This is a genomic window from Paenibacillus sp. J22P218 (genome assembly GCF_056269195.1).
The window spans coordinates 79,872-93,457 of the sequence record NZ_JBWDNL010000010.1 but is presented as its reverse complement, the minus strand read 5'-3'; the positions used below and the strand labels follow the sequence as shown (position 1 = coordinate 93,457).

13 protein-coding genes, 1 rRNA gene and 4 riboswitches are annotated in these 13,586 nt (G+C 50.0%); all 14 genes read right to left on the bottom strand.

The window, feature by feature from the left end:
- Nucleotides 1-71: ribosomal RNA gene (locus AC0YN0_RS30050) — 16S ribosomal RNA — on the bottom strand; the annotation flags it as partial.
- A 261-nt stretch (nucleotides 72-332) separates the two neighbouring features.
- Complete coding sequence (locus AC0YN0_RS30045) at nucleotides 333-1,139, bottom strand: transglutaminase domain-containing protein (RefSeq protein WP_475824579.1); 807 nt, start codon at nucleotides 1,137-1,139, stop codon at nucleotides 333-335.
- A gap of 13 nt (nucleotides 1,140-1,152) precedes the next feature.
- Nucleotides 1,153-1,231, bottom strand: a riboswitch (cyclic di-GMP riboswitch).
- Between the two features lie 53 nt (nucleotides 1,232-1,284).
- A riboswitch (cyclic di-GMP riboswitch) is annotated at nucleotides 1,285-1,363 on the bottom strand.
- A gap of 54 nt (nucleotides 1,364-1,417) precedes the next feature.
- Nucleotides 1,418-1,496, bottom strand: a riboswitch (cyclic di-GMP riboswitch).
- 201 nt (nucleotides 1,497-1,697) lie between these two features.
- Complete coding sequence (locus AC0YN0_RS30040; protein ID WP_475824578.1) at nucleotides 1,698-3,311, bottom strand: LPXTG cell wall anchor domain-containing protein; 1,614 nt, start codon at nucleotides 3,309-3,311, stop codon at nucleotides 1,698-1,700.
- Between the two features lie 66 nt (nucleotides 3,312-3,377).
- A riboswitch (cyclic di-GMP riboswitch) is annotated at nucleotides 3,378-3,473 on the bottom strand.
- Between the two features lie 283 nt (nucleotides 3,474-3,756).
- Nucleotides 3,757-5,277 (bottom strand): lysine--tRNA ligase, encoded by a 1,521-nt coding sequence (gene lysS / locus AC0YN0_RS30035; RefSeq protein ID WP_475824577.1) that lies wholly within the window; start codon nucleotides 5,275-5,277, stop codon nucleotides 3,757-3,759.
- Nucleotides 5,278-5,366: 89 nt separating this feature from the next.
- Nucleotides 5,367-5,843: a transcription elongation factor GreA gene (greA, locus tag AC0YN0_RS30030; protein WP_442050010.1), complete on the bottom strand. Its 477-nt coding sequence runs from the start codon at nucleotides 5,841-5,843 to the stop codon at nucleotides 5,367-5,369.
- Between the two features lie 342 nt (nucleotides 5,844-6,185).
- Entirely contained in the window at nucleotides 6,186-7,223 is a 1,038-nt protein-coding gene (gene dusB / locus AC0YN0_RS30025) for a tRNA dihydrouridine synthase DusB (RefSeq protein WP_475824576.1), read from the bottom strand.
- 62 nt (nucleotides 7,224-7,285) lie between these two features.
- The gene (locus AC0YN0_RS30020; protein ID WP_442050012.1) at nucleotides 7,286-7,498 is read right to left on the bottom strand and encodes a helix-turn-helix domain-containing protein; all 213 of its coding nucleotides are present in this window, start codon (nucleotides 7,496-7,498) and stop codon (nucleotides 7,286-7,288) included.
- Entirely contained in the window at nucleotides 7,450-8,004 is a 555-nt protein-coding gene (folK, locus tag AC0YN0_RS30015; protein WP_475824583.1) for a 2-amino-4-hydroxy-6-hydroxymethyldihydropteridine diphosphokinase, read from the bottom strand. Before folK ends, AC0YN0_RS30020 begins: the two co-directional genes overlap by 49 nt.
- A complete protein-coding gene (folB, locus tag AC0YN0_RS30010) occupies nucleotides 7,982-8,368 on the bottom strand; it encodes a dihydroneopterin aldolase (RefSeq protein WP_475824575.1) in 387 nt (128 codons plus the stop codon). The genes folK and folB overlap by 23 nt, the downstream gene beginning before the upstream one ends.
- Nucleotides 8,369-8,404: 36 nt before the next feature.
- On the bottom strand, nucleotides 8,405-9,265 hold the full coding sequence (gene folP, locus AC0YN0_RS30005; protein WP_475824574.1) for a dihydropteroate synthase: 861 nt from the start codon (nucleotides 9,263-9,265) through the stop codon (nucleotides 8,405-8,407).
- A gap of 20 nt (nucleotides 9,266-9,285) precedes the next feature.
- Nucleotides 9,286-10,179 (bottom strand): aminodeoxychorismate lyase, encoded by an 894-nt coding sequence (gene pabC, locus AC0YN0_RS30000; RefSeq protein WP_475824573.1) that lies wholly within the window; start codon nucleotides 10,177-10,179, stop codon nucleotides 9,286-9,288.
- Nucleotides 10,176-10,760, bottom strand: a complete 585-nt coding sequence (pabA, locus tag AC0YN0_RS29995) for an aminodeoxychorismate/anthranilate synthase component II (protein WP_475824572.1) — start codon at nucleotides 10,758-10,760, stop codon at nucleotides 10,176-10,178. The genes pabC and pabA overlap by 4 nt, the downstream gene beginning before the upstream one ends.
- Nucleotides 10,761-10,777: 17 nt before the next feature.
- Nucleotides 10,778-12,352: an anthranilate synthase component I family protein gene (locus tag AC0YN0_RS29990; protein ID WP_475824571.1), complete on the bottom strand. Its 1,575-nt coding sequence runs from the start codon at nucleotides 12,350-12,352 to the stop codon at nucleotides 10,778-10,780.
- Nucleotides 12,353-12,513: 161 nt separating this feature from the next.
- Nucleotides 12,514-13,452, bottom strand: a complete 939-nt coding sequence (gene cysK, locus AC0YN0_RS29985) for a cysteine synthase A (protein WP_442050018.1) — start codon at nucleotides 13,450-13,452, stop codon at nucleotides 12,514-12,516.
- Nucleotides 13,453-13,586 lie beyond the last annotated feature (134 nt).

Here is a 13,586-nt window from a genome sequence, read left to right as displayed (position 1 = left end):
CTCCGCTCGACTTGCATGTATTAGGCACGCCGCCAGCGTTCGTCCTGAGCCAGGATCAAACTCTCCATAAAGGTGTTTGACTTGCTCAAAAACTTTTTATTGCTTTTAGTTAGAAGCCGAAGCTTCTTAACTGGCAGTTTCGCTCGTTGTTCAGTTTTCAAAGAACAATCATTTGTCTTCCGTGTCGGCCGTTTGTTTCAGCGGCGACTTAGATAATATATCACAGACGCCTATAGCATTGCAAGCACTTTTTATATAAACATTTAAACTGTTTTCTATTATAGAAGATAACAAAAAAGACACGATGCCAAAGCACCGTGTCTAATAACTCTCTAGTATTGTTTTGCTGCCGAGTATTTCGAAGCATCTTTAATCAGATCGAACTTCTTGTTGCTCTTCTTGAGACCAGCGTCTACCGTCGTATCAATGACTACCCATTTGCCATTCATGAACACTTCGTTCCAAGCATGATACACACTCACATATTCCGTGTCACCCATTACGAGCTTAGTAGGAACTCCTACGCTACGAAGCATTGCTGCGAACAACGACGAGTAACCATAGCAGATATCTTTTTTCGTCGAAAGTGTTTTGTCGATGCTTGGGAGGTAATCATTCGAAATGTTAGCTGCCAAATCATAATCATATTTGATGTTATTAATGATGTAATCGTAGATTGCTTTTACTTTCTCGTTGTCTGACTTGCTGTTTTTTGTTAGCTCTTTTGCTTTGACAATAGCTAAACTTGAGCTTGTCCATGCAACATTTTGTACCGAGTTCAAGTAAATCACGCTGTTGTTAGCAAGGTTAAGCTTAACTGTTTCTTTGTTAACTACTTTATACTTGTTGCCTTCTGTATTCTCAAGCACCGAAACGGTGTAATCGCCATTTCCAAGTTGCAACGGGAATTGCTCTACTTTCTTGGAAGCTGTCATGTTATATGTATATTTATTATCGCCTTTTGCGATCATTACTTTTGTTTTCACGTTAGCCTTTACTTCGTAGGATACCGATACAATGCCTTTGTCTAAACTTGCTGTGTTCAACCAAGTTGTGTTTTCGCTAGCTTCTGCACTTGTAACTTTAATCGATGCGATCATGATGAACGCTACTGCTAACATAAGAATAAACTTACGCATGAATAAAACTCCCTTCGGTAGCTGGCTGCCATCTTTCGGAAGGCCCTTTAGCTTTGCGTCCCTACCTTTCGATAGGTTTGCCGTTATCGTGTAAAGTTTCATGGGACTGCTTGTCCCTCGTTATAAAACAAAAAAAGCTCTGTCTTTCGGTAGCTGGCTGCCATCATAAGGAAGGCCCTTTAGCTTTGCGTCCCTACCTTTCGATAGGTTTGCCATTATCGTGATTCGCTTTTCCAATGCTTGTCCTACTATTTAAGAAAATAAAAAATGCCCCGTCTTTCGGTAGCTGGCTGCCATCATAAGGAAGGCCCTTTAGCTTTGCGTCCCTACCTTTCGATAGGTTTGCCGTTATCGTGATTAGCATCTATAGTCCTATATTACCATATGATTCTAGTAAATCAATACTATCTATCAAATAAATAGATCAAAATTTTACAAAAAAGCAGGGACTGACACTCAGAATCCTCCTCGGCTCGTTTATAACCAGGACAAATCGACAAAAAAACTGCCCCGATTACCGTAAAGGCTATCAGGGCAGTTGCTTAGTAATTCTTAATTCTATGCTTTTGTCGATTTTTTCTTTTTGAACGTAAGCAATCCAATCAACAGCAGGCCAAGTCCTGCCATATAAGTAGGCAACGAGCTTGTATCGCCTGTTTTCGGAAGCGTTGCTAATGGAACTTCGTTGTCTGTAACAGATGCTTCGTCTTCTTCTTTAACTGCATCCGTATCAGTGTCAACCGATCCTTGCGGTACCTCGTTGTCACCCTCTTCGACAACTTCTTCTTCACCTGCGTCTACCGATCCTTGAGGCGTATCGTCTTCGTCAACAACAACTTCTGTTTCTGGTGTTGCTGTTGGCTCAACTGTCGGAGTCGGTTCTACCGTTGGTTCCGGTGTCGATTCTGGCGTTACCACCGGCGTAGGAGCTGGCCTTGGTGTTGTTGTTGGTTGTGTCGTTGGTTCCGATGTCGGCTCTACCGTTGGTTCCGGTGTCGGTGCGGGCGTTGGTTCTGGCGTTACTGTCGGCTCCGGTGTCGGTGCCGGCGTTGGTTGTGGCGTTGCTGTCGGCTCCGGTGTCGGAGTCGGCGTTGGATCTGGCGTTGCTGTCGGCTCCGGTGTCGGAGTCGGCGTTGGTTCTGGCGTTGCTGTCGGCTCCGGTGTCGGAGTCGGCGTTGGTTCTGGCGTTGCTGTCGGCTCCGGTGTCGGAGTCGGCGTTGGTTCTGGCGTTGCCGTTGGCTCCGGTGTCGGAGTCGGCGTTGGTTCTGGCGTTGCCGTTGGCTCCGGTGTCGGAGTCGCTGTTGGTTCTGGCGTTGCCGTTGGCTCCGGTGTCGGAGTCGCTGTTGGTTCTGGCGTTGCCGTTGGCTCCGGTGTCGGAGTCGGGGTCGGTACAATTACAGTCTTCTTCACGAAAAACTCGATTTCACGAATTTTATCCGTCTGAGCTGTCGAGGAACCGGATTTGGTTCCGCTTGCTCCGTAGGATGTCGTCTCAGTTTTATATTTGTTGCCGGATTTCCAAGTAATCTTCACGCACACGACATCATGTTTCAATAAATCCGTGTCATTAATTACGTTCCAATTAACGGTCTTCTTGTTGCTCTTTAATTCGCCGCTCACGACTTTTTTGCCGCTAGGTCCTACTTCAAAGCTATTAGAATTACCTACCGTATATTTATAGCTGGCATCGTAGCCTTCCGTGCAGCCTGGAGCCGGCAGTTCCTTGTAGTAAAACTTTACATAGGATATTGTTTGTTCTTTATAATAAGTTACCCATTTCCACTTACCGTTGACTTTTTCGTATTTCTCATAAGCATACTGAGGCGCCTGAAGGCCACTTCCGCTAATAGCACCACCGTCATACTCATAGGTTTTAGTTGCACCATCCGATAACCCTTCAACTTTCACGCAAGTAATGGCATAACCATCTCCCGCATTCCAGTTTAAATTGGTTTTATCGTAGTCGCGGGAACCGCTAACGACTTGGTCCCCATCATCGGATAGGGAAAAATTATAGTTGTAAAAGAAGACCTCATCCACATAATCGCCGCTGCAATTGCTTGCCGCCCCACTGCCGCTTCCATGGGCAAAAACCGTACCTGCCGTACCTATCGTTAAGATGACGACCAACTTCAACAATAGGGCTGACTTCAACCACTTCTTCTTAATCATAAATACCCTCCCCGTAATATATGACGTCATGACTTCCGCAAAATAAAAAAGACCGCCATGACAGTTCATGGCGGTCGGACGATCATAGCATCGATAGCTTAACGATGCCTTAGACTCCTGGCTTTGCGTCCCAACCTTTCGGATGGTTTGCGATTTACATGAGATATTGTTGTTTTGTTAGCTTTTTTGCATAAATATGTAACAATTGTGATTCGCAAGTCCTATTCTATTACTGTTACTATGAAGGTGTCAATACTAGATTAGCATTTTGAGAACATAAATTTCACGCCATTAAATGTATGCGTATTCATGCGTTTGTTCGACAAATTTCATCATGATAATTAGTAGAAGAAATAAGAAAAGCGCAGCCGTCAGACGGTTATTCACCATCAATACGGCCACGCTTGTATAGTTACTTATATCTTGCTTCCATACAACTCGTCTATTACTCGCCGGAGCGTTGATCTCTCATATGCGGGAACAACAGTACGTCCCTGATCGAAGGCGCATCCGTCAACAGCATAATGAGACGGTCGATGCCGATTCCCAAACCGCCAGTAGGCGGCATGCCGTATTCAAGGGCACGGATGAAGTCATCATCCATCTCATGCGCTTCGTCGTTGCCGTGCTCTTTCTCTACGAGCTGTGCCTCGAACCGTTCGCGCTGGTCGATCGGATCGTTCAGCTCGGTAAAGGCGTTCGCGTGCTCGCGTGCTACGATGAATAGCTCGAAGCGGTCCGTGAAGCGCGGATCGGCTTCACTCTTCTTCGCCAGCGGCGAGATCGCAACCGGATGTCCGGTAACGAACGTAGGCTGAATCAGCGTATGCTCGCCAAATGTTTCGAAGAACGCGTTCAAGATATGACCAAACGTCATATGCGGCTCAACCGCAACTTTATGCTCCTTGGCAAGGCGATGTGCTTCCTCGTCGGTCATCTCCACGCTGAAGTCGACACCCGTAAGTTCCTTCACGAGATCGACCATCGAGACGCGGCGCCATTGCGGAGTCAAGTCGACTTCTTGGCCTTGGTACATAATCTTCGTTGTGCCAAGCACCTCTTGTGCGATATGCGCAATCAGATTCTCGGTCAGAGCCATTATATCTTTGTAGTCAGCGTAAGCCTCATACAGCTCGATCATTGTGAACTCAGGGTTGTGACGCGTGGAGATACCCTCGTTGCGGTATACGCGGCCGATCTCATATACCTTCTCCAAGCCGCCCACAATAAGACGCTTTAGATGAAGCTCGATCGCAATACGCATATAAAGCTGCATATCTAGCGCGTTATGATGAGTGATGAAAGGACGAGCAGCAGCTCCGCCCGCTATCGAGTGCAGCGTTGGCGTCTCTACTTCTAAGTAACCTCTCGAATCGAGATAACGGCGCATCGATTGAATGATTTTGGACCGGGTAATGAACGTTTGTTGAACGTCCGGATTCACAATCAGGTCGACATAACGTTGACGATAGCGCAGTTCGACGTCCTTCAGGCCATGGTACTTGTCAGGCAGCGGCAGCAACGATTTCGTCAATACGTCAACATCCTGCGCTTTGACGGAAACTTCGCCTGTATTCGTCTTGAACACGACGCCATGTACGCCGACAATATCACCAATATCAAGCAGATCGAATGCAGCGAACTTATGCTCTTCGACCGTGTCCTTGCGGACGTAGATTTGAATCTTGCCGCTCAAGTCCTGGATATGCGCGAAGCCCGCCTTGCCCATGCCGCGCTTCTGCATAATACGGCCGGCGATGCTCACTTTAACCGCTTGGCCTTCCAGCTCTTCCTTCGTAGACGCTTCATAGGCTGTTAGAATATCTTTGGCATTATGAGTGCGCTCGAACTTCTTGCCGAATGGGTCAACGCCTAAAGCGCGAAGCTCGTCTAGTTTGTCTCGGCGGATCTGCAGAAGCTCACTTAGCTCCTGCTCCTGTCCCTGCTCGTTATTCTCATGTTCCACTTTCGTTCATCTCCCTGATACGTAAGGGTAACCGATAACGTTCAAAAAGCTTCCGGCAAGGAAGCTTTCTAAACCATTCATCGCAAACCTTATTTTTTGATATCGACAATTTTATATTGAATGATGCCGGCTGGTACGTTCACTTCTACAACGGTGCCTTTTTTCTTGCCTAGAATCGCCTTGCCAACCGGACTTTCATTAGAAATCTTATTTTGGAGAGGATCGGACTCCGCAGTGCCTACAATCGCATATTCCATTGTGTCGCCGAATTCCATATCTTCAACCGTTACAATCGAACCAATGCTCACTGTATCGATATCGATATCATCGTTATTGATGATACGCGCATTACGAAGCATCTTCTCAAGCGTAATAATACGGCCTTCGATAAATGCCTGCTCATTCTTCGCGTCCTCGTATTCGGAGTTCTCGCTAATATCGCCATAACCGATTGCAACCTTGATCCGCTCAGCGACTTCGCGGCGCTTGATCGACTTTAAGGTTTCCAGTTCCTCTTCAAGCTTCTTTAAGCCGTCCTGAGTCAGAATGATTTGCTTATCGTTCATCTTTCCGATTCTCCCGTCGTGTGACTTATTTTCATACCGTGTATGAATTCACTGTTACCTAATATATTACGCTTCATTGCCATCATACCTTGAGTCATTTCACTTTAAAGGAGTCTCTTGAGAGCCTCTTTGGATTATATTGCACGATTATATTTCAAAGTTGCCCCCAATGTCAATCAAAGCCAAACGTCCCATTGAAACCGTTTCACTTAGGCGTGAATCCATACATTCCGCATCATGCCGACATCTGTCGAACTTTGTCGATGCAAGTGCCGCTGCCTCCAAAATGAAGCATGCTCCGACATGGCGCTCCATTAAAAGCAGCGGCAACCGGCGATCCATTTAATGAATGATCTCTTCCGCTGCGGTATGAACGGATGAAACGCCGTTCTGCTCCTGCACGGCCTCTTCCTCCAATGAACGAATAAAATTTTCCAAAATCGCCACCATGCGATCGCGGTCCGTTTCTTCCATAATAACGTCCTTCACGCGCGCGCCGCCTGGCAAGCCCTTCAAATACCATGCTAAGTGCTTGCGCATCTCGCGCACGGCTACCGCTTCGTTCTTTAGAGCGATCAGTCGGTCAAGGTGCAAGATCGCGACTTCCATCTTCTCGCGCGGTGCCGGATCGCCCAGAAGCTCGCCCGTTGCCAAGTACTGAATCGTACGATAGAGCATCCATGGGTTGCCCAACGCGCCGCGTCCGATCATAACGCCGTCGACGCCGGTGTGATCCAGCATCCTTCTCGCGTCCTCTGGCGAGAATACGTCGCCATTCCCAATTACGGGAATAGATACCGATTGTTTGACATCCCTTATGATGTCCCAATTCGCCTTGCCCGTATACAGTTGCTCCCGCGTCCGTCCATGTACGCTAACGGCCTTGCCGCCTGCGCGCTCAACCGCACGAGCGTTCTCGATCGCATAAATATGCTCGTCATCCCAGCCGATACGCATCTTCACGGTAACCGGCTTGTTCACTGCGTCTACGACAGCAGATACCATCTCATAGATTTTGTTCGGGTCAAGCAGCCAACGAGCGCCGGCGTCGCATTTCGTTACCTTCGGTACGGGGCATCCCATATTAATGTCGATAATGTCTGCATTCGTCTGCGTATCGACAACCTTCGCCGCCTCGACCAGCGACTCACGGTCGCCGCCGAATATTTGCAAGCTAAGCGGCTTCTCGCGCTCGTCAACGAACAGCATCTCCATCGTTCGCTTATTTCCGTGCAGGATCGCCTTGTCGCTCACCATCTCCGCGCATACTAGTCCCGTTCCGAATTCCTTTGCTATTAAACGAAAAGCAGGGTTGCACACGCCTGCCATCGGCGCCAGCACAACCCTATTCTTCATCTCGATGTCGCCGATTTTCAGCATGCCCTTCCACACTCCTCATTGATATTATTTGATCCCAAGCGTCCGGTGCCGGACGTCAGGCTTTATTCACGGTTATCCGACATTAATTCCTCGTAATCGATCCCGAGCGTGCTCGCGATATGGTTAAGCAGCTTCGGGTCTGTCTTCCTCGTACCGCGCTCAAGCGAGCCCAATACCGCAACAGATACGCCAAGTACTTTGGCCAGCTCCTGCTGTGTGTAGCCCTTCAGCTTCCGAAAGGCTCTGACGCGCTGCGCCAATTGATTGTTTTCCATAACGTAATGCCTTCCTTTCCATCCTGAAGCGCGCTACCGGCCGCACGTGCAACCTCACTCTGCAGCGTATGCGATATTTCGATAACATCGTTTAACGGCACAAGCACGAATGACCGCTCCATCATGCGCGGATGCGGCAGTGTCAGCTCCTCTTGATCCATTCTGACATTATCGTATAGCAGGAGGTCGAGGTCAATGGTTCTCGGTCCCCAACGTATCTGCCTAACTCGCCCTAGCTGCAGCTCATATTCGAGCAGCTTGCGCAGCAGTTCGATCGGACTGAGCGAAGTGCGGATCGCTATCGCCATGTTCAGAAATGCAGGCTGATCTGTATAGCCGACAGGATCTGTCTCATAGATGCCCGACACACTCCGTACTTCAATGGTTGGTTCATGGTCAATCAGCCCGATAGCCTCCATCAGAAGCTGCTCTCGCTCTCCCATATTCGACCCTAAAGCGACGTACGCTTCGAATGACTGCCCGTTAGGCGGGAATCGCTCTTCCATGTGCATCCCGCTTTCTCCGCATCTCGATCGTTACCCCGTCAAAGTGGATATCGAACGGAGGATGCGGCTTTGTTACTCGAACCGTCACTTCATTTACCATAGTATAAGCTTCCAGAACCCGTGATGCAATGTGACCTGTTAAAGCTTCAATCAGCTTGAAAGGAGGTCCTTCCACAATCTCTTTCGTGAATGCATGGATCTCCGCGTAGTTAATTGTATAGTTCAAATCATCGGTCTCAGCAGCTTGGCCAAGCTCCATATGCAGCACGACATCGACGTAAAATTGCTGCCCCAGCTTATTCTCTTCGGCAAAAACGCCATGATACCCGTAGAAGCACATCCCTTTAATCGCCATTTGGTCCATTTCCGTCACTCCCCTCACAGGCAAACGTCTTATTTCTTAATTTGTTGTCTTAAATTTCAAAATAGCGTCCGTCATCAAAGCGGTCTGCTTCATCTCGCGAACGTCATGCACCCTAACGATATGACTGCCTTGCGCGATACCAAGCGCGACTGTCGCGGCTGTGCCGAATGCCAACTCTTCCACGGGCAAGCTCAGCGTGTCGCGAATAAACTTTTTGCGCGATGTGCCGAGCAGCACCGGATAGCCCAGCGCCGACAGTTCGGATAAGCGAGCAAGCAGCTCTAAGTTGTTCTCGTACGTTTTGGCGAACCCGATACCGGGATCGAGCCATACCTGAGTCTCCGAAACGCCGGCCGTCTTCGCGATCTCGACACTGCCAAGCAGATCAGCCAGCACATCGGGCACGAAATCGTTGTAGTCCCGCGCATGACGGTTATGGTTAAGAATAACGGGGCAACCGAACTCTGCGGCCACAGCCGCCATCTCGGGGTCACCCTTCAAGGCCCATATATCGTTAATCATGTGAGCGCCCGCTTCGAGCGCCTGACGCGCAGCAGCAGCCTTATACGTGTCTATAGACAGCGGTATATGCGGAATTTCCTTCCGCACCGCTTCAATAACAGGAATGATGCGCCGCAGCTCCTCATCAAGAGGAACGGGCTCGAAACCCGGACGCGTCGATTCGCCGCCGATATCGAGAATATCCGCCCCATCCTCCACCATAGCAAGCGCGTGGGCTACTGCAGCATCCACCCCCGTATACTTGCCGCCATCAGAGAAGGAGTCAGGCGTCGCATTGAGAATGCCCATAATTAATGTGCGTTTGCCAAGCTCCAGCCGAATGCCGCCGTTCAACTCATATACCCAATGTCTATTATGCGTGCCGCTCTTGCTCATGCTGCCACTCTCCTTAACCGTTATTCATTCCCGACAAGTCGCGATGCATCCGCACGATAGAGTGCTAGCAAGCCTCTCGTCAGATCTCCCGCATAACCGTCGCCAACTTGTACAGTCTCGTTCCCGCTCGCAATGTCGGATAGCGTCGTAATCGGAATAAGTTCCTGTATGGAGTTAGTCATCCATATTTCATCAGCCCGTACAAGCTCTTCCCATGTAAAATGTCCTTCATGCACCGCATGCCCCGCTTCCCGCGCAAGCTCGATAACACGCTCGCGCGTTACACCGGGTAAGATACCCGTATCAATAGCCGGCGTGCACAAGATGCCGTCCTTCACATAGAACAGATTGCTCACAATGCCTTCAGCGATCCAACCTTCCTTCGTCAGCATAAGCCCCTCGGCTCCTGACGGAGGAGAAGAGGCAAGCAGCTCACGCTTCGCAATAATATTATTCATATAATGGAGAGATTTGAATCTGATGTCGCCTTCCGGCGTGTTCCGCCGCGTCTGCAGCAGCCTCAGCTCTCTTCCATGCATAGGAATCGAATCATTGACCGGCGGCAGCGACTTCACGAGCAGCAGCACGCTCGGCTGCTCGTAATCGCCCGTTGGGAGACCAAGCTCGCCAACACCCGCGCTTACCGTCAGACGGACATAACCGTCCGTCAGGCCGTTCGCAGCCAGCAGCCCCGTCACCTGCTCGCTAATTTCCTTCTCATCGCCGCGATACAGAATGCCTAGCTGTTCGCAGCCAGCCTGCAGCCGCCTTAGATGGCGGTTCAGCAGGTAAGGACGGCCGCCGTAAGTACGGAACGTCTCGAACAGGCCCAAACCGTACAAAAAACCGTGATCGTAGACCGAGATCACGGCTTCGCCTGCTTCCTTAACAGAGCCGTTCAAGCTGACTTTCATCGCGCGGCTCCGGTTTTATTTTGTTGCAAAAAGTTACGAAGCATCGTCAGGCCATGCTCCGTGATGATCGATTCAGGGTGGAATTGAACGCCCTCAATCGCGTATTCCTTATGACGAAGACCCATAATCTCGCCTTCATCCGTTTCAGCCGTAATCTCGAGACAGTCCGGCAGCGTCTCGCGTCGAACGATCAGCGAATGGTAGCGCGTCGCCGTGAACGGGGATGGCATGCCTTCGAAGATCGACTTGCTGTCATGATGAATGAGTGAAGTCTTGCCATGCATCAGCTTCTCCGCGCGGACAACCTCGCCTCCGAACGCTTGTCCAATCGATTGGTGGCCTAGGCATACGCCGAAGATCGGAATAACGCCTTTGAAATGGTCGATGAGCGAGAGACTGATTCCCGCTTCATTAGGCGAGCAAGGACCTGGCGAAATGAGAATATGGTCGGGCTTCAGCGCTTCAATGCCCGCTAGGTCGATCTCGTCATTTCTTTTGACCACAATCTCTTCGCCAAGCTCTCCCAAATACTGAACGAGATTGTACGTAAAGGAATCGTAATTATCAATTACAAGGATCATCGTCTAAGCTCCCCCTCTTATCCGTTGTTTGCTCCGGCCAACTGTTCGCTGTACTGAACGGCCTTCCACAACGCCTTCGCTTTGTTCAGAGATTCATAATATTCGCGTTCCGGATTCGAGTCGATCACGATACCGGCACCTGCCTGTATATGAGCAACGCCATCCTTGATAGCCATCGTTCTAATAATAATATTAAATTCCATATCGCCGTTATAGTCAATCCAGCCGAGCGATCCCGTGTACGGACCTCTGCGTACCGGCTCAAGCTCCTCTATAATTTCCATCGTTCGAATCTTCGGCGCTCCTGTAATCGTGCCTCCCGGGAACGTAGCCGCAATGACGTCATATGCGTCCTTTCCTTCGGCAAGTACCCCTTCGACTTGCGACACAAGGTGCATCACATGCGAGTAATACTCGATGACCATAAGTTCCTTCACTTCAACCGTCCCGTACGCCGATATACGGCCGAGGTCGTTGCGTTCCAGATCGACGAGCATAATATGCTCGGCGCGCTCCTTCTCGTTAGCGACAAGCTCCTCTGCAAGCTGGCGGTCCTCTTCCTCTGTCCGCCCTCTGCGCCTCGTGCCGGCAATCGGCCTCGTTGCCAATCTGCCGTCCTGCAGCTCTACGAGCAGTTCCGGCGAAGCAGACACAAGCTGGAAGTCGGGGCAGCGCAGGAAGCCCATGTATGGCGACGGATTGAACAGTCTGAGCCATTCGTACAGCTCTTCCGGTGACGTATCAATCGTACGGCTTTGACGCTGGGACAGATTTACCTGGAACACATCGCCTTGGCCGATATAGCCCCGAATCGCTTCTACGGCATCCATATACGCCTGCTTCTTGAACGGTGAGCTAATATCGTTCATTTGTTCGATGTCGATATGAAGATGATCCGCTTCCGTCAGCTTAAGGCGCTTCTCCTTGACCGCATCCGCCTTGCGGCACGCTTTCTCTTCTTCGAACCATGTCAGCCAGTAGTCCGTCATCCCTTCGGCGCGAGACAGCGCACGATCGTAGGCTTCCAGCAGCTCCTGCTCACTGGCGTTCGGATCAATTGGCATATGGACAGCGCAATAAACGACAGATCTCTCATGATCAATAATCCATAGTTCATTCATTCGCATGAACAAGTAATCCGGCAAAGCCAGATCATCGTCCGCAAGCTCTGGCAAACGTTCTATCGAACGTATCACGTCATAGCTCCAGTAGCCGACACAGCCGCCGATCCACTTCGGTCCATCAGCCAGACGCGGTCCGACTGCGCCCGCCATCCATTCCCTCATCACTTCAAGCGGCTTGCCATGCCAGTTGCGCCGGCTTTGCTCCTCTAGCGATTCGTAGGTGACGGACTCGGCAGTCAGTCCTTTGCCCCGAATAATGGCATCCGGATGCAAGCCCAAATACGTATACTTGCCATCCTTCCCGCTCTCCAGCACAACGGCATACGGCGATGCGTCCTGCCAGGCTTCTTCCCAAGAAGTGACTATGCCGCTATCACGGCTCTGAATCGGCAATTCCTTAAGCAACGGAAGCGTCGTATATTTCCGCTCGGCGTGCCACCGGACCCACTGCTTTCTATCGGTGACCATCACCCTCAACCCCCGTTCATCTGACTTATTTTGCCTAGTATACAGAATAGCGCGGCAAAAGAAAAGGGCATGGCTTCTTTCTTGAAGGAGCCAGGCGGTAAATGGAGAAAAGCCTCCCACTCCGAGGAATGGAAGGCTTGAATTGCAACTATCGTTATGGATTAGTTGTCGAAGTTGAAGAGCGGTGTGCTCAGGTAACGTTCACCGTTACTTGGAACAATCGCTACTACGCGTTTGCCTTCGCCAAGTTCTTTGGCAACTTGAAGCGCTGCGAAGATCGCTGCGCCGGAAGAAATACCGCAAAGGATACCTTCTTCTTTCGCCGCGCGACGCGCGTATTCAAAAGCATCTTCGTTCTCGATCGTAATAACGCCGTCATAGATCTCACGGTCCAAAATATCAGGTACGAAGTTAGCGCCGATACCTTGAATCTTATGAGGACCTGGCTTGCCGCCGGAGAGCAACGGGGAAGCCGCAGGCTCAACCGCGTAAATTTTGATACCGTCGAAATTCTTCTTCAAGATTTCGCCAGCGCCTGTAATCGTACCGCCAGTGCCGATACCAGCGATGAAAGCGTCCAGCTTGCCGTCAAGCGAGTTGATCGCTTCTACGATCTCAGGACCAGTCGTTTCGCGGTGAATCTTCACGTTCGCTTGGTTCTTGAATTGTTGCGGCAGGAAGTACGAAGGGTTCTCTTGCGCAAGCTCTTCCGCTTTGCGAACCGCTCCGTTCATGCCTTCCGATCCTGGCGTCAGAACAAGCTCAGCGCCGTAAGCGCGAAGCAGGTTGCGACGCTCAAGGCTCATCGTCTCAGGCATTACAAGAATAGCCTTGTACCCTTTCGCTGCTGCGACAAGAGCAAGCCCGATGCCTGTGTTGCCGCTTGTTGGTTCAATAATCGTATCGCCAGGCTTAAGTACGCCTTGTGCTTCAGCTACTTCGATCATGCTGATTGCAATACGGTCTTTCACGCTTGCGCCTGGATTCTGGTACTCCAGTTTCACGTAAACTTCTGCGCTGCCTTCAGGTACGAGACGGTTCAAACGGACAAGCGGTGTATCGCCGATTAGATCTGTAACACTATTCACGATTCTAGCCATGGAAATGATTGCCTCCCTATTCCGACTAAATTAGTAGGTTATTAAACTAATTCCATCTTAACAATGTCTTGCATCCGTTGTCAATAGCGACTTTATCTATATTTTGCCTGATTACTCAGCTATATCCTAGCCAT